Below are 18,956 nucleotides of genomic sequence, written 5' to 3' on the forward strand. Positions count from 1 at the left end.
CCAGCGGCTTGCCACTTCCCGCCGCAAAACGATAGATTGCAGGTGCCAGGTGCCATGCGGATGCGACAGTCCGCTGTTTACCCCCTTGGGAGAATGAAAGGCAGCAGGCACGGGAGAACGCCGAAATGGGACTTGCACGCAGCAGCGCGCTTGTGGAGCAGACGGGTGACCTGACATGATGCATCCGGGTCTGCTGGCCGCGCTCGCCTTCTGCTACCTGCTGCTGCTGTTTGCTGTCGCCCGCTTTGGCGATGCCCATCGGGAAGGAAGCCGGCTGCGGTCCCACGCCACCATCTATCCGCTGTCGCTGGCGATCTATTGCACCACCTGGACATTTTTCGGTTCGGTGGGGCTGGCTGCCAGCAGCGGGCTTAGTTTTCTCACCATCTACATCGGCCCCATTCTGGTCATGACCGTGGGCTTTCCGGTGTTAAAGAAAGTCATCAGCCTTTCAAAACAGCAGCGCATTACGTCCGTCGCAGACTTTCTTGGTGCCCGCTACGGCAAGAGCGTGCGGGTTGCAGCGGTTGCCACCATCATCTGTGTCGTGGGAACCGTCCCCTATATCGCGCTTCAGCTGAAGGCTGTTTCCACCTCCCTGTCGCTGCTGATTTCGCCAGGCGGTGTTGCACAGGCGGCCGCATTGCCGGTGCTTGGCGACTTCTCCCTGTTTATCGTCGTTGTACTTGCGGTTTTCACCATCCTTTTCGGCACAAGGCATGCTGATGCCACTGAACACCAGGACGGGCTGATGCTGGCCATCGCGCTGGAATCGGCAATCAAGCTCGCCGCCTTTCTCATTGTCGGCATCTTCATTACCTGGTTCATGTTCGGCGGGCTTGGCGATCTTTATGCCAAGGCGGCCGCCAACGAACACATCCAGGCGGTTGTCGCTTCCGGGATAGAAAGCACGAACCTGATCGTCCTGACGGTGCTCAGCACATTGGCGTTCATGCTCCTGCCCAGGCAGTTTCACGTCGCGGTGGTGGAGAACTATTCTGAACGGGAACTCAACCGGGCGCGCTGGCTGTTTCCGCTCTATCTTGTGTTGATCAACCTGTTCGTCCTGCCGATTGCCGCGGCAGGGATCCTGACATTCGGTGACCAGGTAAACGGCGATCATTTCGTTCTGGCGCTTCCCGAAACCACGGGCAACGTCATCGTGGCAGCACTTGCCTTTCTGGGTGGCCTGTCGGCGGGGACGGCGATGGTCATCGTAGCCTGCGTGGCGCTGGCGATCATGATCTCCAACCACCTTGTCCTGCCTGCCTATCTGCGGGGCGACGGCTACGATATCCGGGAAGATCCCACGGATATGGAGCAGCGCATCCTGGTGATCCGGCGCACCGCCATCACCCTGGTCCTGCTGCTTGCCTATGCCTATTACAAGGCGGCCGACAATTCCCAGGCGCTGGCTTCCATCGGGCTCGTCTCCTTTGCCGCCGCAGCGCAACTGGCGCCGGCATTTTTCGGTGGGCTGTTCTGGCGTGGCGCCAATGCACGCGGTGCGATTGCCGGCATGGTGCTGGGGCTTGTCGTTTGGGCCTATACGCTCTTGCTGCCGACGATTGCGCCCGAAGGGGTGATTTTCGGGCTTCAGCTGTTCTCAACCGAGCGGCTGATCGATCTGGACCTTTCGCCCCTTGCAAACGGCGTCTTGTGGAGCCTTTCCTTCAACACCATCGGTTTCGTGCTCGGCTCGTTCACCCGCCGGGCATCCTCGCTTGAAGATCATCAGGCAACGGTGTTCGTGGCATTCCGCACCGGGCAGGGGCAGGATGTTGCACCCGGTGTGGGGCTTGTCACCGTCGGTCAAATCAACACAACGCTGGCACGGTATCTGGGGCGCAACCGGGCGCGGCGCGCCTTCGAGCGCTACTGGCAGGAAGCGGGGTATCAGGCCCAGCAGCAGGAACCCGCCAGCGCCAATCTGATCCGCTATTCGGAGGAAACGCTTGCCAGTGCCATCGGATCGTCCTCTTCCCGGCTGGTGCATTCACTCCTGCTGCAGCGTTATGAGGAAACCTCCACGACAAATCTGCAATTGCTGGATGAGGCAACGGCCGCCATCCAGTACAACCAGTCGCTCCTGAGAACAGCCTTTGACCAGCTCGACCAGGGCATTACCGTGTTCGATGCCGATAACCGGCTTTCCTTCTGGAACAAGCAGTTCCGCAGGCTATTGAATCTTCCCGAGAGCATCGGTCAGGCCGGAACGCCGCTTTCTGTAATTGTTGGCGAAATTGCCGCCAAACATCGGGCCGGGCCGGAAGATACTAGCTTTGACAAGCTGGAGGAGCGCGTGCTTGTGCCGCGCAGAACCTGGGGGCTGGCGCTTCCAAGGCTGGAGCGCATTCTGGAAATCCGCACCAGCACGATGCCGGATGGCGGTATTGTGATTGCCTGGAACGACGTCACGGAGCGGATGATGTTTGCGGAGGCTTTGAAAGAAGCCAATGAAAGCCTGGAAAAGCGCGTGGAAGAGCGTACACGGGATTTGGTTCGCGCCAACTCACAGCTTGAAGAGGCGACCCGCGAAGCCGATCTGGCAAACCAGAGCAAGACGCGATTCCTGTCCGCGGCGGGCCACGACCTGCTGCAGCCGCTCAATGCGGCCCGTCTTTATACCTCCACCCTGCTTGAAAAAAGCCGCAAGCCGGACACGGTAAAACTCGGCAACAACATCTCCAGGTCGCTTGAGTCGGTTGAGGAAATCCTTGGTTCGGTATTGGCGATCTCGCGGCTCGACACCACCAGCCACAAACTGTCCATAAGCGGCTTTCCGCTGCAGCGCCTGCTCGACCAGATCGAGATCGAGTTCCGGCCGCTGGCCCAGGAAAAGAAACTTGATTTAAGGCTCGTCCCGACGTCCCTTTGGATCAAATCGGATCCTGCCTATATGCGGCGGCTTCTGCAGAATCTGGTCTCCAATGCCATCAAGTATACCAATGAGGGCAAGGTGCTCGTTGGGTGCCGGCGCATGGGAACGGACGTGGTGCTGATGGTTGCCGATACCGGCATCGGCATTTCGGAGGGAGATGAGGATACCATCTTCAAGGAGTTCGAAAGGCTCGATGAAGGCGCGCGGTTGGCGCCGGGGCTGGGGCTTGGCCTCTCCATCGTCGACCGGATTTCGAAGGCGTTGGGGCACGACGTTTCGGTTCGCTCCGTTCCCGGCAAGGGGACCATTTTTTCCATTCGTGCACCGCGCACCTTGGCGGAGTACAAAAGACTCAGAAAGCCCTCTGAGGGCCCGCCTCAAGGCGCTACGCTCGATGGCCTGCAGGTGCTTTGCATCGACAACGATCCGGCAATTGTGGAGGGCATGCGCGGCCTGCTCGAACATTGGGGCTGCACGGTCAAGGCCGCCGCAGCCAGCAGGGGCGCGCTGCGTCACCTGAGCAACGGCCGGTGGATGCCGCATGTTGCGCTGGTCGACTATCATCTCGATCGCGAGGATGGCCTTGCGACCATAGCCAAGCTGCGCGCAAAGGCGGGCAGCGAACTGCCTGCCGTGCTGGTAACTGCAGACCGCAGCAGCGAGATCAAGAAACAGGCCGAAAGCGCCGGTGTGCCCATTCTCAACAAGCCGGTAAAACCCGCAGCCCTGCGCGCACTGCTTTCACAAATCAACAGAATGGCAATGGCAGCCGAGTAGCTGCGGGGGATTGCGCTGAAACGTCACCGTCCAGCGCAAACGCCTGGTTGATTTCCCGCAGTTTCCGATAGAAAGCGTACTCGGCTGCTACGCTGCACTGCCGCCCAAGCGGGAATAGGCGATAACGGCCTGTGTGCGGCTGTCCACTTTCAGCTTCAGCAGTATCGCCGAAACATGTGCCTTGACTGTCGCTTCCGACACGCCGAGTTCGTAGGCGATCTGTTTGTTCAAAAGCCCTTCGGCCAACATGCCCAGAACCTTTGTCTGCTGGGGCGTCAGGCTCTGAAGACGTTCAATCAGCTCGGCTGTCTCGTCGTCATCCACCGCATCGAGATCAATGTCGCCGGGAACATACACCTTGCCGTCAAGAACCTCGATGATCGCCTTGCGGATGTCTTCAAGGCCCGAGGATTTGGGAACATAGCCGGAGGCGCCAAGCGCAATTGATTTGCGGATCGTGGCGACATCTTCCGTTGCTGATATGACAATGACCGGAACCGCCGGGAACCGCGCCCTGATTTGGGTAAGGCCGGTCACGCCTTGCGAGCCGGGCATGTTGAGGTCAAGCAAAAGAAGGTCCGGAGACTCGGCCTCATCCAGCAACGCTACGGCTTCTTCAAAGGAACCGGACGTACGCACCTCGATGCCCCGGTCCAGACTGTCCACCGCGTTTTCCAGCGCTTCTCTGAAAAGCGGATGGTCATCGGCTACAAGAATTGTAGTTTCCGCTTGCAAGCCTGTCCTCCCAGCAATGGCTTTCGGCAATCATGCCAGAACGTCCGCGAAAGGCAAGTGGCTGGTGAACCGGCAACTTGCTGTAGCCCGGCGCAGGGTTTTGCGGTAATGCAGCTTCATGCGTTGGTTTTCGTTTTACCGGTTGAAACGCAGTGCCCGGCCAGCCTGGTGGATGGCCGTGGCAGCTTGTGCGTTGCTCTTCATCCTGGCGTTGGGCTCTGCCTTGCAGGGACGCAATTCCGATTCGCTGCTGGCCATGCCGGTTGTCTGGTTTTTCAGCCTCATCCTGCTGCCGGTCGCCTTGTTTCTTGTCGTCCGGCAGGCGGTTAGGCACATTGAGCGAACGCGAAGATGAACAGCAAAAATCGCAATTCCTGGCCGGCTCTGGCTTTCCTCATCGCCTGCGCCCTGCTTCTCCTGACGGGCTACACGATGGAGAAGGTCGGTGTGCCCCGTAATTATGTCATTGCGATCACGGCAGTGTTCACGGTGGTCTTGTGGGCAGCTGCAACCCTTTCAGGCGGCACCACCAGGGCAACAAAATTCTTTTTTGCCGAACACGCCATTCGCCCGCCGCTTAGCGCTGCAGCAATCGCCGGCTGTCTGCTGTTTCCGCTGATCTTCATGCAAGCTGGTGCATTTGCCGCGCTTGCCCCCGGCTTTCTCATCACGCTGGGCGCGGCAACCGTTTCGGGCATTGCGCTTGGCATTCTGCTGACGGGCGCCCGTTTCAGGGCCACCGGATTTTCCGACCCCTGCGAATTGATGTTCCGGCAGTATCAGTCCCGCCTTCCCGCGCAGTCTCTTGCGCTATTGCTGATCATCGCAGGGCTGTTGCTCATCATATCTGCGCTGGAAGCAGTCAGCTATCTTGCCGCCTGGTATTTCGGCCTGTCGCGCGGCATGGCGATTTTTCTGGCAGCGGGCATGGTAATCCTGACGGCCGGTCTGGGGGGCGTGCTGTCGACAGCCAGGCTTGGAGGCGTGGCCATGATGGCGCTGCTTCTGGCCCTCAACCTTCTGCTTTTCTTCATGGCGATTGACGGCGAGGGAATACCGATTGGCCAGCTTTCTTTCGGGGCGGCGGCACTTGAGCCGATGTGGGATCTTGAAGACCAGTTGAAAAGTCTTCAGTTCAGCCGGCTATCGGATATCATGATTGGTGTTTCGCCACTCTTCTTCCATGCGCCCGGTGTCCATCTCGCCATCGGCATTCTCATTCTGCTCGCCATCGCCGCCTATCCGCCAATGCTGCAGTTTTATGCAGCCAGCCCAACACCGGACAGGGCTGAAAATGCGGGCACGAAAGCCATCCTGCTTGCCGGCTTTGCTGCTGCCTCCATTGTCGCCGTGTTGGTATATTCAGCCTACGGGTTCTATGAATCCCTGCTTGGCCTTTCGGTCAGCGAGGCCAGGATCGAAGCGCCTGTTCTGTTTTCGTGGCCCGGGCGCATCGCCGATCTGGTCACGGTGTGCGGTACGGTACTCAATGATGCTCAAGGTCTTATGACAGCCTGTCCCGAAGAGAGCGACCACATCCTCAGCACCTCGGACCTTTCCGTAAACGCGCGGCTTTTCTTTGCAGCAGCTGCGGATTTCAACGGCTATCCCCTGGCACTGTCCGGGTTCCTGACGGCGGCCGCAATCCTTGCGTTGATCACTTTTTCCGCCAGCACGGCGCTTGCCATGGCAAGCAATTTCACCGGCGCATTCTATATGCCGCAACTTAAGGCCACCGGCAGCCACCGGGCTTTCTGGAGCCGGCTTGTCATCGCAGCTCTGGTTGTGCTCGCGGCCTTGGCTGTTCACGGGCACTGGATCGATCCGGATGTTTCATTCCTGCTTGGCATGTCGATCATCGCCAGCACAGCTCTGCCTGCCCTCATTGCAGTCTTCTATCTTCCGCAACTTGGCTTTCCGTCCGTGACCTCCGCCATCAGCACCGGCTTTACGATCTGCGTCTTGTATTTCGTGCTGGCAACAAGCGGCATCGATTTCGTTCCTGCCAATGGCGATGAGGTGCGGTTGCCGCTGCCTGGAATGCCGGAAGGCTTGCCCGGCTTTCTTGGCGGACTTCCCGGCGCTGCAGCAGCCGGACTAATTCTGGTTGCTGCGCTTTTGATCGTTGCTTTTCAGGATCGTACCCAACCGGCAGCAGATGACGAGGAGACATTGGATGAGACTTCAGTTTCAGGACTTGATACGACATGATCGAGATACACCGGTCCTTCGTTAACACCTGGGAGTGTGACGAGAACGGGCATATGAATGTTCGGTTCTATCTGCGCCGGTTCGAAGAGGGGGCAGCGGTGTTTGTGGCATCCCATTCAGATAATGGCAGTGCAGCTATCCTGCGGCACCGGCACGTTCGCTATCATCGTGAATTGCTGGAAGCAGAAAGTACCCTCACCTTGGCGGCGGTTCCCGGCGATGGGCCTTTCAAGGGATATCTCGTACAGGTGCTCAAGGATATTTCCACCGGCAGAATCTGCGCCACCTCCCTTGATTGTTTTGATGGCCTGCAGGTCGCAGCAACAGCATCAGACTTCGACACGCTGGAGGCAGCATCCCCCGCGGACTCGCATCAGGTGACGCCCAGGCAGACGATGATGCTTTTCTTGAGCAGAGCCTCAAGGCAGGCAGGGCCATCACGACCAATCAGATGATCGTTGCAACCGATGATCTCGATGCTGCCGGCAGGCTGCGGACCGACCGGATTGTTGCCTGCTTTTCCGACGGCGCCTCGCACATATGGGAGCATGCTGGCGTGACCACCGCATGGCTCAACACCAACAATCATGGGCGGGTTTCGGTGGAAATGAAGGTCCAGCCAGTGGCAGGGGTTGAACCGGGAGAAGTGCTCGGCATGATTTCAAGGGTTGCCGGTCACCAGGGCAGAACGTTCAGGCTGGCGCATACATTGCGCAGTCTTGAAGACGGCCGGCCTGTCGCGCGGGGTGAGGCGTGCTGCCTCGTCATGAATCTTGAGACAAGACGTGCTGTTCCGCTGCCGGAAAGCTTCACGAACTATATGGCAGATCAGTCCTTGTAGAGATCGCGGAATTCGTGCCGCCAGTCTTTCATCTTTCCATGGAACCGCTTGAGGAAGCGGGCGGAGAAGTCGAGGGCCTCGTCAAGCTCCTGCTCGATGGCGTCCATATCCTCGTCATCCCACCGGTAACTGTGACGTTCGCCGTCACTGTCATCCTGCCCGTCCAGCTTTGCCTCCAGACGATCCAATCGCTCCAGAAGGGAATCGAACTCTTCCTCAATCGCTTCGCGGTCGTCGGCAGCCATGCGGCAGATCAGCTGGCCGGATTGCTTTCGGCAGATCGACATCTGGCCGGAACGTTTGTCGAGGCGGATGAAATCATCGCCGTCACGGGAAAGTTCATAGCGGTCCGAATCCGGTTCAGTGTCGTCGCTGTTTTCGGTGGCCTTTGCAGGCTGAAGCAGCATGGCGGCTGAAAATCCGAACAGCAGGACAGCCGCTGATGCAAACTGCGGATTGATGTATCTTTTGAATCTGGTCATGGAAACTCCTTTCCCGCCTCAAAATCCAGCCGGCTCTTCCATGGATCGAACCGTCGGCCGCATCCGCCGCTATCACAAGGCTACAGGGGGATACGGGCCGTATTGAGGCGTTTTTCTTGCACGTCCCTTCATCCTGGCATTGTGCCAGCCAACGGACTGTGCCACTTCACACATTCTACCACATGACACACTTTGCCACGCTATCAGACTGCCATGCTTCCGGAATTTGTCTACAAAATTGCAACCTTCGAACAATGGGATGAGGCGCTAGAGAAGGGAACCTTCGATGGGGCGCCGGTAGATCTTGAAGACGGCTATATTCACTTCTCCACCATTGCCCAGGTGCGCGAGACTGCACAAAAGCACTTTGCAGGCCAGGATGGGCTCATGCTGGTGAAGGTCGCAACCGGGCCGATGGCTCGGCACTATAAAATGGAAGCGTCACGCGGCGGAGCCCTGTTTCCGCATCTTTATGCCAGGCTGCCGGTGGACAATGCCGTAATCTGGGAGGAAATCCAGCTTGAAGCCGATGGCACGTTTCGCTTTCCTGACTGGTTTGCAGATGACGAAAGCCGGATGGCATGAGCATGTTGCAAAATCTGGGCAAGCGGGCGCTGTTTTGCCTTGATCCGGAAACCGCGCACGACCTGTCGATCAAGGCGCTGAAGACAGGACTGATACCATCCCCCCGCCAATCGATGACCCGCGCCTTGCGGTCAAACTGGCCGGACTGGATTTTCCCAATCCGGTTGGCCTTGCTGCGGGATACGACAAGAATGCAGAGGTGCCGGATGCGGTTCTGCAGCTGGGCTTCGGCTTTATGGAAGTGGGAACCGTTACACCGCGCCCGCAGGCCGGCAATCCGAAACCCAGGCTGTTCCGTCTGGCAACCGAACGCGGCGTCATCAACCGGCTGGGTTTCAACAATGAAGGCCATTCAGCAGTGTTGCAGCGGCTTGAGAGCCGCAGAAAGTCCGGCATTGTGGGCGTCAACATCGGCGCCAACAAGGACAGTCCGGATTTCGTTGCAGACTACGTTGAGGGGGTTCGGGCCTTCGCCCATCTTGCCAGTTACTTTACCGTCAATATCTCCTCGCCCAACACACCGGGATTGAGAAATCTGCAGGCTGGCGAAGCGCTGCCGCGGCTGCTGGACAGTGTATTTGAGGCCCGCGCCGGCATGTCCCGGCAGCCGCCGGTTTTTCTCAAGCTTGCACCCGATCTCGACGATAAGGCAATCAAGGAGATTGCCGGCATTGTCAGCCGTTCGCCGCTTGACGGGCTAATGGTTTCCAACACGACGCTTTCCCGTCATGGCGTTGAACATCATCACCACGCAGCAGAAACAGGCGGGCTGTCCGGCGCACCGCTTTTTACCCGTTCCACCATTGTGCTGGCCCGGTTCCGCGAGATGTTGGATCCCGCGTTTCCGCTGATCGGAATTGGTGGGGTTTGCGATGGAAAAACCGCCTGGGCAAAGCTTGAAGCCGGGGCATCCCTGATACAGCTTTATTCCTGCATGGTGTATGAGGGGCCGCAAATCGCACGCAATATCTGCCGGGATCTGGCAGCGCGGATGACCCGCGAAGGCATTGCCGGCCTTGGCGAAATCACCGGTAGAAAAACCGCTGAGTGGGCGGCAAAACCACTGGAGGACTGATCGTGGTCAATGAAGAAACTGTCATCTGGCACAATCCCCGCTGCAGCAAATCGCGCCAGACGCTGGCACTGCTGCGCGAAAAGGGCATTGAGCCGGAAATCGTCGAATATCTGAAGACGCCGCCAACCCAGGGGGAGATCGAAAGGACAATCGGATTGCTCGGCATCGAACCACGCGATCTGATGCGCAAGGGTGAAAGCGTCTACAAGGAGCTCGGCCTTTCGGGCGTGGAAAATTCAAAGGCCCTGATTGCGGCAATGGCGGAAAACCCTGTCCTGATCGAGCGGCCCGTCGTGCTGCACAAGGGCAAGGCTGCCCTTGGCCGCCCGCCGGAAGATGTGCTGAAAATCCTGTAGTCTTGACCTTGTTGTTTTCCGCCTGCCATGTCCGTTCCAGCCTTGCCGATTTCCTCAAAGTCTGAATAGCATTGGCAAACGGATGCCCGCAGCAGGACGCCATGAAATTCTCCGTCATCATCTCGACCTACAATTCGCCTCAATGGCTGGAGAAGGTGCTTTGGGGCTATCAGTGCCAGGTCGACGGCGGTTTTGAAGTTGTCATTGCCGATGATGGTTCATCGGAAGAAACACGCCAACTGATTGCTGCCTTCAAATCGGCTTCAGGGTTTCCGATCCGCCATGTCTGGCACGAGGATGACGGCTTTAGAAAATGGCAGATCGTCAACCGGGCAATCGAGACAGCAGAGGGTGAATACCTCATCTTCACCGATGGCGATTGCATTCCTCATCCCGGTCTTGTCCGTACCCACCGTGAGTTCGCCCGGCCAAGCCGTTTCCTGTCGGGCGGGTACTGCAAGTTGCCAATGGAAACGAGCAAGGCCATCGGCCGCGACGATATTGTATCCGGGCGGGCCTTCAGTCTTGGCTGGCTGAAGCGCCACGGCTACAGCTTTACCCCGAAATGGCTGAAGATAGCAGCGCCGCAATCCGGTTTTTCAGGCCTGCTCAACCGGCTTACCCCGGCAGCAAGAACCTTCAACGGAAACAATGCTTCCTGTTTCAAGTCCGATGCCTTGCGCGTGCGCGGTTTTGATGAACGCATCCGGTACGGGGGCGGCGACCGGGAGTTTGGATACCGGCTTCAACATGCCGGAGTCTCGCCATATGTGATCCGCTATTCGACGGTCTGTCTTCATCTCGATCATCCACGCAGCTACAAAAGTGCCGAGGTGCGCCGCGAGAATATGGCAATGATAGAAGAGACGCTGAGAACCCGACGCATCGAAACCGCGTTCGGAATATCCGAACCCTCATAACCGCCAACTGAACTGGAAATCCGGATGAAGCATCCCGTCAACGAATTGAAGAAAGCAATCCGGAAAAAGGAGTTTCAGCTCGGCGTTTGGTCCACGCTTTGCAGCCCGGTTGCAGCGGAGGTTCTTTCGGCCACCCCTTTTGACTGGATGACCATTGACATGGAGCACAGCCCCAACACGCTGGATGGTGTCCTGCATCAGCTACATGCCGTTCAGGGCAATTCCATGCCTGTCATCGTGCGCCCGCCGTGGAACGATTTCGTCACCATCAAGCAACTGCTCGACATCGGGGTTCAATCCTTCATCATTCCCTATGTTCAATCACGCCAGGAAGCCGAAGCCGCAGTGGCAGCGACACGCTATCCACCGGAGGGGGTTCGCGGCGCTGCCGGCGGCACAAGGGCGGGGCATTACGGGTTGGTGCCGGACTATCTCGTCAATGCCAACAAGCAGATCTGTGTCATTGTTCAGGCAGAGACGATTACCGCTGTTGATCAGATCGAGGAAATCGCTTCGGTCAAGGGCGTCGATGGTGTCTTCGTCGGCCCGACGGATCTTGCCGCTTCCATGGGGCATCTCGGCAATTACCACCATCCGAAGGTGCAGTCGAAGATTGCAGAGGCGGCAGAACGCATTCATGCCGCAGGCAAGATGGCAGCCACCCTGTCTTTTGATGCTGAACTTGCCAGGGCATATGCCGGCATGGGCTATGACATGATCGCTGTGGCATCAGACATCTCACTGTTGCGCCAGGGCGCAGCAGCGCTGATCAAGGGTTTTGCCCGAAACTGAGCCGTGAATTTCGTGTCTCTACGCCTGCAGGGCATGGCGGCGAAGGTGCTCATAATGCGGCCGCACTTCCCAGGCAATGGCAGCAAGATCATCCGGCAAATCGGCAGGTGCGCCGGCTTCCGGCGGTGCAAATCCTGTCGATCGCCAGACTGAATCATACCAGTGCGCTGCCCACACACCATCGGCCTTGTGCGGCCCCTCGGGCCAGCAAAGCATGGCCGGATCGAACGCTATGCCGATGGCATCACACAGCTTTTCAAGCATTGCAGAAGGCGAACGCCGGATATCGGTGGCATCGATAACGGCCGGCACGCTTCCGGTGGCGGCGTGAACCTCGTCGAACAATTCGCGCTGACGAAGAAATCCGATGTCGGCGGCGGTTACCTGCTCGGTCTTGGCAGCGTAGCTTGCAAGAACACGCTCCGGTGCCCGGATCAGGAACACGTTGGTTACCTGTGCCAGCCAGCCGGTATCGAACCCGTCGATCATGTGATGGGTCATGTGCTTTTGGTAGAAGATGCGATTTTGATCCTGTGGCGCCGTCAGACATTGTAAGACGACTTCGGCAGGATCGGTCGGCTGGGAGGCGATTACCGCTTCGCGCATGGGGTGTTCCAGCCCTGTGGCCTGAAGGTAGGCGGCATAGAAAGGTTCGTCCACGGCGTCACAGTCCCCGCGCGCCGAAAAGCTGCGCATCATGGCAGTGGAAAGGTTGCGCGGTCCCGACCACATGGCGATGATGCGGCCTTGGCCACTTCTCCCGAAATATTTTTCTGTCATGCCGCGCTTCCGGTTTCCTGCCTGTCCCAATCGATATAGAGAGGGAGCTGCATTTTCCCGGTTCCTTCCAACCGGTTCCTGTCTGCCATCACCATACAAAAGCGTTCCCCGAATGAAACCGCTTTCCTCAACAGCCCGCAAACTTCTTGAAACAGCACCTGCCTGGATGGTTGAAGCATCTGCCATCGCCATGCGTCACTACGAAATGGTTGGTGAAGCAACCGAAGTAATGATCAAGGATGACAACAGCCCCCTGACGCGTGCCGACCTGGAAGTTGATGACCTCATCGTGCGGTTGTTGTCGCAACAGTTCGACAAGGTGCCGGTGGTGACCGAAGAACGCGCGGCCTCTCACGCTCAAAGCCTTTCGGGGGCACATTCTTTCTGGTTGATCCCATTGACGGGACCAGGGAGTTCATCGGCAAGCGCGGTGAGTTTACCATCAACATTGCCCTGATAGAGGATGGCCAGCCGGCCGCCGGCATCGTTTGCGCGCCGGCGCTGGGCGTTTGTTATGCCGGTGCCGCGGGCGAGGGCGCCTGGGAATCGGACATTGGCGCAGAAGACAGACGGCCGATTTCCGTAGCCGTTCCCAACAATGCTGCATTGCGCGTGGTGGCAAGCCGCTCTCATTTGACCAGGGAAACCGAGAGCTTCATTGCCGCCAATTGCGTATCTGAATGCAAGAATGCCGGGTCGTCCTTGAAGTTCTGCCTGCTGGCGAAGGGCGAGGCCGACCTGTACCCCCGTTTTGGCCCGACGATGGAGTGGGACACAGCGGCGGGCGACGCCGTTCTGCGGGCTGCAGGCGGGTTTGTTTCAGCCATGGACGGATCGCCCATGGCCTATGGAAAGGAGAGCTGCCGCAATGGCTGGTTCATTGCCGGTGCAAGCGGGGTGGAATTCACCATGCCGGAGGAATTGGCTTGAAAACATGTCAGGAGGAGATGGGATAAGGTGCGAGAAGCATAAGCCCCTAACTTCCACCCGGGCTATAAGATATCCGGACGAAAGATGCCCCTCGCACCTTTCATGCCGGAACAAAGACCCCATAGAAATTCCGGCAGGTTCCTACCTACAGGACAAGTCTGAACAAGCTGTTAAATGAATTGGTTCAATGCAGGGTTTTAGGGCCTTGCCTTTCAGGATCGCGATGACGGAATCCGGAAAGAAATTGGCTGCTTTTCGATGTTGGAGCAGACACAGGTCGCCTAATAAGAAGCACGGTTCAACGAAAGTGAAATAGCATGACAGCCAGGGTTATCGACGGAAAACAGACAGCAGCCGATGTTATCGAGACGGTCAAGGCGGCGACAGCCGATTTGGTGTCCGGCAAAGCTACTGTGCCAGGCATCGCGGTGGTGATCGTTGGGGAGGACCCGGCTAGCCAGGTTTATGTCCGTTCAAAAGGCCGCAAGGCCGAGGAGTGCGGTTTTCATTCCGAAACCTATACCTTGCCCGACGATACCAGCGAAGCGGATCTGCTGGCCAAGGTCGAAGAGCTGAACGCTGATAGCCGCATCCATGGCATCCTCGTTCAGTTGCCGCTGCCGGGCCATATCGACGAGGGCAAGGTTATTCAGACCATTGCGCCGGAAAAGGACGTGGACGGGTTTCATTTCCTCAATGTCGGCAAGCTGGGAACCGGCGAGACGGCCGATGCCTTCATTCCCTGCACGCCGGCAGGTTCCATGGTGCTGATCCGCCGTGCACTGGAAACGGACGATTTTTCCGGCCTCAACGCCGTGGTTGTCGGCCGCTCCAACATCGTCGGCAAGCCGATGGCGAACCTGCTGCTTGCCGCCAACGCAACGGTGACCGTTTCCCACTCCCGCACAAAGGATTTGCCCGGCCTTTGCCGCACTGCCGACATTCTGATTGCAGCTGTCGGGCGGCCGGAGATGATCAAGGGCGATTGGGTAAAGCCCGGCGCCTGCGTCATCGATGTCGGCATCAATCGCATCGATGCGCCCGAAAAAGGCGAGGGCAAAACCCGGCTGGTCGGCGACGTGGATTATGCCGGTGCTGCCGAATTCGCCGGTTCCATCACGCCTGTACCCGGCGGTGTCGGTCCGATGACCATTGCCATGCTGATGGCAAACACGCTTGCCTCGGCCTGCCGCGCTGCAGGCGTTGAGCCGCCCAAATACTGATTGGGCCGTTTCGACCAAACCGGAATTGCGCTTACGGGATAATCTGATGAACGTCATCCAGGCTGAACGGCCGCAAGCTGGCCGAACCGATCCACGTTATCTGGATGGCCGGGCGCTGCAGCAACGCATCGTTACATCGGTACGCAGCGAGTTGGACGAGCTCAAGACAGGTAGCAAGGTTGGCCGGCTGGTATCGATTGCCATCGGGGACATCGATGCAGTTGCCGTCTACATTCGCAACCAGAAACGCGTTGCCGAAAAGGCGGGCATTCCGTTCCAGGATCAGTTCTGGCCGGGTGACCTTAGTCAGGAAGAATGCAAGGCACGGATTGCCGCGATGAACGACGATGCCTCGATCCTCGGCATCATCCTGCAACGCCCGGTACCCGACCATATCAATGTCCGCTCGCTGCAATCGGCCATTCATCCGCTCAAGGATGTGGAAGGCATGAACCCCGCATCCATCGGCAACATCGTCTATAACGATCTGGCGCTGGCGCCGTGCACGGCGGCCGCTTCCGTTGAGCTCATCCGCGAGACCGGTCTTGCGATGAAAGGCCTCGAAGTGGTCATGATCGGCCATTCGGAAATCGTCGGCAAGCCGGCAGCCTTCATGCTGATGTCGGAAGGGGCAACGGTCACCGTCTGCCACCACATGACACGCTCGGTGGCAGCACACTCCAGGCGCGCGGATGCGGTTATCGTGGCCGTTGGCATTCCCGGCTTCCTCAAGCCGGACATGGTAAAGCCGGGTGCCGCCGTCATCGACATCGGCATCAACCAGATCACCGATGCAGACGGCAACATGCACATCGTTGGCGATGCCGACACAAACGGGCTGCTGGAAGTCGCCAGCTGGATCACGCCGGTGCCAGGCGGAGTGGGACCTGTAACGGTGGCCATTCTCATGCGCAATGCGCTTACCGCGCTGAAGCGGCAGCGCGAGGCAGGCTGGCTCTGACGGTTTCCTTGTGCCGGGTGTAATCCAGTGTCAAGGACAGGACGGTGCCGGAATAGGCGAGGGTGGGGCTTTGCGGCGTTGTCTCGCAGCCGAGTGCCGCAGGCCGGTTTTCAACAACCCCCTGCCAGCGGATGAAGTGCGCTCCGGTTGCCTCATAGCGCTGATTGGAATCAGGAGCCTTGCCGGCCAGCCGTCCCATCGCCTCGCATTGGCTGAGGAAAGGTCCTTCCGCATACACGGCGCAGCGTGTTGACCGGGTGCGGGCATCGCCAATGCGCCGTTCTGCAGAAAGGATCAGCGGAGCGCTGTAGGATTCCGATCGCAGTGCCAGCAAATGCTGCTCTTCGCTCACCTTTGCGCCGCCGCCGGGAATTTCGAGAACGCGCTTCCTCAGCTTTGTTAGCCCGACCGCTTCAAGGTCTGTCTCATTCGCCGGCTGCCACCCCTGATCAAGGGCCAGTGCAGCAATCGATTGCGGCGTGGTTCTTCCTGTCAGGCAAACTTCCCGGAACGCCACAACCGGGTCCGTCAGGCCGGAGCCGATTTCAACCCTGGCGGTTTCGGTAAATACCGGGTCAATGCCGGCAAGGCAGGCCTGCAGGGCAAGGCACACGCCAAGGCTGCAAGCAGCCCGGATGCGGTTGAAGCGGAATAAACGCATAAGTTGTATATGCGTATATTGTCACCTTAACGCAAGGCTTCGTGTGTCTAGAGCGTGTCTTGAATAGCTTTTGTTTTCTGCAATCGCCTGAACCTGGTTCCCGGGCCCTCGGACCGCGTTGCAAAAAGCTGACAGCGCCTGCAGTGCTGCGCTTTTTGCGCCTTGCCGAAGACCCGGTTACCGGCGTTCAAACGAACCCATCCAACCAGGACACGCTCTAAAGCCAAAAGAAAAGGCCCGGAGCGTTTCCACCCGGGCCTCATCTCATGCATGTGGGCAAAATCAGGCGAGATCGAAACGATCGGCGTTCATCACCTTTGTCCAGGCGGCAACGAAATCGTTGACGAACTTTTCCTTGTTGTCATCCTGCGCATAGACTTCGGCATAGGCGCGCAGAACCGAATTTGATCCGAAAACGAGGTCGATGCGGGTTGCGGTCCATTTTACGGCATCGCTTTTCCGGTCGCGGATTTCATAAACGCCATCATCGGCCGGCACCCATTTGTGGGTCATGTCGGTCAGATTGACAAAGAAATCCGTCGTCAGCGCACCCACCTTGTCGGTGAACACGCCATGCTCGGTTCCCCCGTAGTTGGTTCCCATCACGCGCATGCCGCCGACAAGAACCGTCATCTCGCTCGCGGTCAGTCCCATCAATTGGGTGCGGTCGAGCATCAGCTCTTCCGGGCTGACGGCATATTCCTTCTTCAGCCAGTTGCGATAGCCATCGGCAAGCGGCTCCAGCGCGTCGAAGGAGTCGGCATCGGTCATTGCGTCGGTGGCATCGCCCCGGCCCGGTGCAAACGGGACCTTGATATCAAAACCGGCAGCCTTCGCGGCCTGTTCAACGCCGAGATTACCGGCCAGCACGATCACATCGGCAACCGAGGCACCGGTTTCGGCTGCAATCGGCTCAAGCACCGAAAGAACGCGCTTCAGACGGTCCGGCTCATTACCCTCCCAATCCTTTTGCGGGGCAAGACGGATGCGTGCGCCATTGGCACCGCCGCGCATGTCGGAACCGCGATAGGTCCGTGCACTATCCCAGGCCGTGGATACCATGTCGGCAGGCGAAAGGCCGCTATCGGCGATTTTTGCCTTTACCGCATCGATATCGTAGCCGGTATTGCCTGCGGGAACCGGATCCTGCCAGATCAGGTCCTCTTGCGGTACATCGGGGCCGAGATAGCGAACCTTCGGACCCATGTCGCGATGGGTCAGCTTGAACCAGGCGCGCGCAAACGTGTCCTTGAAGTACTCCGGATCGGCCATGAACTTCTGGCAGATCTTGTTGTAAATGGGATCAACCTTCATCGCCATGTCGGCGTCGGTCATGATCGGGTTTTGGCGTTTGGTAGGATCGCTGGCATCGACCGGCTTGTCCTCTTCCTTGATGTCCACCGGCTCCCACTGATTGGCGCCTGCGGGAGATTTGCGCAGCTCCCATTCATGGCCAAAGAGCATGTCGAAATAGCCCATGTCGAATTTCGTCGGCTCGGTCGTCCAGGCGCCTTCCAGTCCGGAAGTAACCGCCTGGTTTGCCAGGCCCTTCTGATTTGGATTGCCCCAGCCGAAACCCTGCTGGTCGACATCGCAGCCTTCCGGATCGGCGCCCAGAATGCTGGCATCGCCATTGCCGTGTGCCTTGCCGACTGTGTGGCCACCAACCGTAAGCGCGGCTGTTTCCTCGTCGTTCATTGCCATGCGGGCAAAGGTTTCGCGAACTTCATATGCGGTTTTCTGAGGGTCAGGCTTGCCGCCGACACCTTCCGGGTTAACGTAGATGAGACCCATCTGCACCGCAGCGAGCGGATTCTCCAGCGACTTGGGATCAGCATCGTCTTCGTAGCGGCCCCGGCCCAGCCATTCTTTCTCCGAACCCCAGTAGATATCGTTTTCGGGATGCCAGATATCCTCGCGGCCAAAACCGAACCCGAAGGTCTTCAAGCCCATCGATTCATAGGCGATGTTGCCGGCCAGGATCATGAGATCGGCCCAGGAAATCTTGTTACCGTATTTCTTCTTGACCGGCCACAGCAGGCGGCGTGCCTTGTCGAGGCTGGCATTGTCCGGCCAGGAATTGAGCGGGGCAAACCGCTGATTGCCCGTGCCGCCGCCGCCGCGGCCATCGGCCAGGCGGTAGGTGCCTGCAGCGTGCCAGGCCATGCGGATCATCAGGCCGCCATAATGGCCCCAGTCGGCAGGCCACCAGTCCTGGCTGTCGGTCATGACGGCGTGCAGGTCCTTTTTCAGCGCTTCAACATCCAGCTTTTTGACCTCTTCACGATAGTTGAAGTCCTTGCCCATCGGGTTGGTCTTGGTGTCGTGCTGATGCAGGATGTCGAGGTTAAGCGCGTTCGGCCACCACTGGTATACTCCCTTGCCGCCGGTGGTGTTGCCGCCATGCATGACGGGGCATTTGCCTGCGCCGTTTTCTGTCTTTGCGTCCATCGTCTGTCTCCGTTCTTGTTCTGAAATTCTCTTTGAATACCGGGATAGGGAGGGTTTGGCGCTTCTATCTTCTGCCGATTGCTGTCGGCTTGTCCAACAGTGCCAATTGCGAGATTGATGTCACGATTTTCTCCCTGCGCAGATGAAATGAAATACCCTTCACCTGCGTAATGGGCGCAGGTTTTGGATGATTTTTCAACGCTTTCCCTCCACTGCCGTTGTCCGCCCAAGCAGCGGGAAACGGCTGAATCTGCTTGAGTCTAACGCGTTTGTTCAATAGTTTCCAATACGAAAA

19 protein-coding genes and 1 pseudogene are annotated in these 18,956 nt (G+C 58.3%); 13 read left to right on the forward strand and 7 right to left on the reverse strand.

All coding sequences use genetic code 11. The features are described 5' to 3' along the window. The first annotated feature begins 175 nt into the window (after positions 1 to 175). The gene (locus BVL55_RS02425; protein WP_342097863.1) at positions 176 to 3,658 is read left to right on the forward strand and encodes a PAS domain-containing hybrid sensor histidine kinase/response regulator; all 3,483 of its coding nucleotides are present in this window, start codon (positions 176 to 178) and stop codon (positions 3,656 to 3,658) included. Positions 3,659 to 3,745: 87 nt separating this feature from the next. On the opposite strand, the gene BVL55_RS02430 is transcribed toward BVL55_RS02425, so the two are convergent. Further along, positions 3,746 to 4,393 (reverse strand): response regulator transcription factor, encoded by a 648-nt coding sequence (locus tag BVL55_RS02430; RefSeq protein WP_075995570.1) that lies wholly within the window; start codon positions 4,391 to 4,393, stop codon positions 3,746 to 3,748. Between the two features lie 135 nt (positions 4,394 to 4,528). Then, on the reverse strand, positions 4,529 to 4,651 hold the full coding sequence (locus tag BVL55_RS17150) for a hypothetical protein (RefSeq protein WP_280161712.1): 123 nt from the start codon (positions 4,649 to 4,651) through the stop codon (positions 4,529 to 4,531). A gap of 93 nt (positions 4,652 to 4,744) precedes the next feature. On the opposite strand from BVL55_RS17150, the gene BVL55_RS02440 reads away from it, so the two are divergent. From BVL55_RS02440 to BVL55_RS02450, 3 genes are read left to right on the forward strand one after another with little or no spacing between them, the layout of a single operon-like run. Then, positions 4,745 to 6,604 (forward strand): hypothetical protein, encoded by a 1,860-nt coding sequence (locus tag BVL55_RS02440; RefSeq protein WP_075995572.1) that lies wholly within the window; start codon positions 4,745 to 4,747, stop codon positions 6,602 to 6,604. Beyond that, the gene (locus tag BVL55_RS02445; RefSeq protein ID WP_075995573.1) at positions 6,601 to 7,059 is read left to right on the forward strand and encodes a thioesterase family protein; all 459 of its coding nucleotides are present in this window, start codon (positions 6,601 to 6,603) and stop codon (positions 7,057 to 7,059) included. The genes BVL55_RS02440 and BVL55_RS02445 overlap by 4 nt, the downstream gene beginning before the upstream one ends. Then, the gene (locus tag BVL55_RS02450; protein ID WP_075995574.1) at positions 7,056 to 7,445 is read left to right on the forward strand and encodes a thioesterase family protein; all 390 of its coding nucleotides are present in this window, start codon (positions 7,056 to 7,058) and stop codon (positions 7,443 to 7,445) included. The genes BVL55_RS02445 and BVL55_RS02450 overlap by 4 nt, the downstream gene beginning before the upstream one ends. On the opposite strand, the gene BVL55_RS02455 is transcribed toward BVL55_RS02450, so the two are convergent. After that, positions 7,433 to 7,927 carry a hypothetical protein gene (locus tag BVL55_RS02455; RefSeq protein ID WP_075995575.1) on the reverse strand — a complete coding sequence of 165 codons (495 nt, stop codon included), beginning with the start codon at positions 7,925 to 7,927 and terminating at the stop codon, positions 7,433 to 7,435. The two genes, BVL55_RS02450 and BVL55_RS02455, sit on opposite strands and share 13 nt — an antisense overlap. A 213-nt stretch (positions 7,928 to 8,140) precedes the next feature. On the opposite strand from BVL55_RS02455, the gene BVL55_RS02460 reads away from it, so the two are divergent. The 5 genes and pseudogenes from BVL55_RS02460 to BVL55_RS02480 all read left to right on the forward strand — a co-directional run bounded on the left by BVL55_RS02460 (position 8,141) and on the right by BVL55_RS02480 (position 11,655). After that, complete coding sequence (locus BVL55_RS02460; RefSeq protein WP_075995576.1) at positions 8,141 to 8,512, forward strand: DUF952 domain-containing protein; 372 nt, start codon at positions 8,141 to 8,143, stop codon at positions 8,510 to 8,512. Beyond that, a pseudogene (locus tag BVL55_RS02465) lies at positions 8,509 to 9,587 on the forward strand (quinone-dependent dihydroorotate dehydrogenase). Before BVL55_RS02460 ends, BVL55_RS02465 begins: the two are co-directional and overlap by 4 nt. A gap of 2 nt (positions 9,588 to 9,589) precedes the next feature. Then, positions 9,590 to 9,943 carry an arsenate reductase (glutaredoxin) gene (gene arsC / locus BVL55_RS02470; protein WP_075995577.1) on the forward strand — a complete coding sequence of 118 codons (354 nt, stop codon included), beginning with the start codon at positions 9,590 to 9,592 and terminating at the stop codon, positions 9,941 to 9,943. A gap of 101 nt (positions 9,944 to 10,044) precedes the next feature. Continuing rightward, positions 10,045 to 10,863: a glycosyltransferase family 2 protein gene (locus BVL55_RS02475; RefSeq protein WP_075995578.1), complete on the forward strand. Its 819-nt coding sequence runs from the start codon at positions 10,045 to 10,047 to the stop codon at positions 10,861 to 10,863. 24 nt (positions 10,864 to 10,887) lie between these two features. Beyond that, positions 10,888 to 11,655, forward strand: a complete 768-nt coding sequence (locus tag BVL55_RS02480; RefSeq protein ID WP_075995579.1) for an HpcH/HpaI aldolase family protein — start codon at positions 10,888 to 10,890, stop codon at positions 11,653 to 11,655. An 18-nt stretch (positions 11,656 to 11,673) separates the two neighbouring features. On the opposite strand, the gene BVL55_RS02485 is transcribed toward BVL55_RS02480, so the two are convergent. Then, positions 11,674 to 12,435, reverse strand: a complete 762-nt coding sequence (locus BVL55_RS02485) for a sulfotransferase-like domain-containing protein (RefSeq protein WP_075995580.1) — start codon at positions 12,433 to 12,435, stop codon at positions 11,674 to 11,676. A gap of 112 nt (positions 12,436 to 12,547) precedes the next feature. Here BVL55_RS02485 and BVL55_RS16695 point away from each other — a divergent pair, with 112 nt between their 5' ends. The 4 genes from BVL55_RS16695 to BVL55_RS02500 all read left to right on the forward strand — a co-directional run bounded on the left by BVL55_RS16695 (position 12,548) and on the right by BVL55_RS02500 (position 15,549). After that, entirely contained in the window at positions 12,548 to 12,892 is a 345-nt protein-coding gene (locus BVL55_RS16695) for an FIG domain-containing protein (RefSeq protein WP_162841432.1), read from the forward strand. Beyond that, on the forward strand, positions 12,853 to 13,365 hold the full coding sequence (locus BVL55_RS02490; protein WP_244530613.1) for a 3'(2'),5'-bisphosphate nucleotidase CysQ family protein: 513 nt from the start codon (positions 12,853 to 12,855) through the stop codon (positions 13,363 to 13,365). The genes BVL55_RS16695 and BVL55_RS02490 overlap by 40 nt, the downstream gene beginning before the upstream one ends. A 317-nt stretch (positions 13,366 to 13,682) precedes the next feature. Next, entirely contained in the window at positions 13,683 to 14,588 is a 906-nt protein-coding gene (folD, locus tag BVL55_RS02495; protein ID WP_075995581.1) for a bifunctional methylenetetrahydrofolate dehydrogenase/methenyltetrahydrofolate cyclohydrolase FolD, read from the forward strand. A gap of 46 nt (positions 14,589 to 14,634) precedes the next feature. Beyond that, positions 14,635 to 15,549, forward strand: coding sequence for a bifunctional 5,10-methylenetetrahydrofolate dehydrogenase/5,10-methenyltetrahydrofolate cyclohydrolase (locus tag BVL55_RS02500; protein ID WP_075995582.1), 915 nt, complete (start codon positions 14,635 to 14,637; stop codon positions 15,547 to 15,549). Here the strand turns inward: BVL55_RS02500 and BVL55_RS02505 are convergent. From BVL55_RS02505 to BVL55_RS16355, 3 genes are all read right to left on the reverse strand, one after another. Continuing rightward, positions 15,509 to 16,210, reverse strand: coding sequence for a hypothetical protein (locus tag BVL55_RS02505; protein WP_075995583.1), 702 nt, complete (start codon positions 16,208 to 16,210; stop codon positions 15,509 to 15,511). The genes BVL55_RS02500 and BVL55_RS02505 overlap by 41 nt on opposite strands. Before the next feature lie 282 nt (positions 16,211 to 16,492). Further along, positions 16,493 to 18,661 (reverse strand): catalase/peroxidase HPI, encoded by a 2,169-nt coding sequence (gene katG / locus BVL55_RS02510; RefSeq protein WP_075995584.1) that lies wholly within the window; start codon positions 18,659 to 18,661, stop codon positions 16,493 to 16,495. 64 nt (positions 18,662 to 18,725) lie between these two features. Beyond that, positions 18,726 to 18,938: a hypothetical protein gene (locus tag BVL55_RS16355; RefSeq protein WP_156892389.1), complete on the reverse strand. Its 213-nt coding sequence runs from the start codon at positions 18,936 to 18,938 to the stop codon at positions 18,726 to 18,728. Positions 18,939 to 18,956: the final 18 nt, after the last annotated feature.

The organism is Salaquimonas pukyongi (assembly GCF_001953055.1).
Lineage (GTDB): Bacteria > Pseudomonadota > Alphaproteobacteria > Rhizobiales > Rhizobiaceae > Salaquimonas > Salaquimonas pukyongi.

Bases quoted from the DNA above. Each gene is read 5' to 3' on its own strand.
- BVL55_RS02425 (WP_342097863.1), top strand. From the start codon at position 176: ATGATGCATCCGGGTCTGCTGGCCGCGCTCGCCTTCTGCTACCTGCTG.
- BVL55_RS17150 (WP_280161712.1), bottom strand. From the start codon at position 4,651: ATGGCCAGCAGCGAATCGGAATTGCGTCCCTGCAAGGCAGAGCCCAAC.
- BVL55_RS02440 (WP_075995572.1), top strand. From the start codon at position 4,745: ATGAACAGCAAAAATCGCAATTCCTGGCCGGCTCTGGCTTTCCTCATC.
- BVL55_RS02445 (WP_075995573.1), top strand. From the start codon at position 6,601: ATGATCGAGATACACCGGTCCTTCGTTAACACCTGGGAGTGTGACGAG.
- BVL55_RS02450 (WP_075995574.1), top strand. From the start codon at position 7,056: ATGATCGTTGCAACCGATGATCTCGATGCTGCCGGCAGGCTGCGGACC.
- BVL55_RS02455 (WP_075995575.1), bottom strand. From the start codon at position 7,927: ATGACCAGATTCAAAAGATACATCAATCCGCAGTTTGCATCAGCGGCT.
- BVL55_RS02460 (WP_075995576.1), top strand. From the start codon at position 8,141: ATGCTTCCGGAATTTGTCTACAAAATTGCAACCTTCGAACAATGGGAT.
- BVL55_RS02475 (WP_075995578.1), top strand. From the start codon at position 10,045: ATGAAATTCTCCGTCATCATCTCGACCTACAATTCGCCTCAATGGCTG.
- BVL55_RS02480 (WP_075995579.1), top strand. From the start codon at position 10,888: ATGAAGCATCCCGTCAACGAATTGAAGAAAGCAATCCGGAAAAAGGAG.
- BVL55_RS02485 (WP_075995580.1), bottom strand. From the start codon at position 12,435: ATGACAGAAAAATATTTCGGGAGAAGTGGCCAAGGCCGCATCATCGCC.
- BVL55_RS16695 (WP_162841432.1), top strand. From the start codon at position 12,548: ATGAAACCGCTTTCCTCAACAGCCCGCAAACTTCTTGAAACAGCACCT.
- folD (WP_075995581.1), top strand. From the start codon at position 13,683: ATGACAGCCAGGGTTATCGACGGAAAACAGACAGCAGCCGATGTTATC.
- BVL55_RS02500 (WP_075995582.1), top strand. From the start codon at position 14,635: ATGAACGTCATCCAGGCTGAACGGCCGCAAGCTGGCCGAACCGATCCA.
- BVL55_RS02505 (WP_075995583.1), bottom strand. From the start codon at position 16,210: ATGCGTTTATTCCGCTTCAACCGCATCCGGGCTGCTTGCAGCCTTGGC.
- katG (WP_075995584.1), bottom strand. From the start codon at position 18,661: ATGGACGCAAAGACAGAAAACGGCGCAGGCAAATGCCCCGTCATGCAT.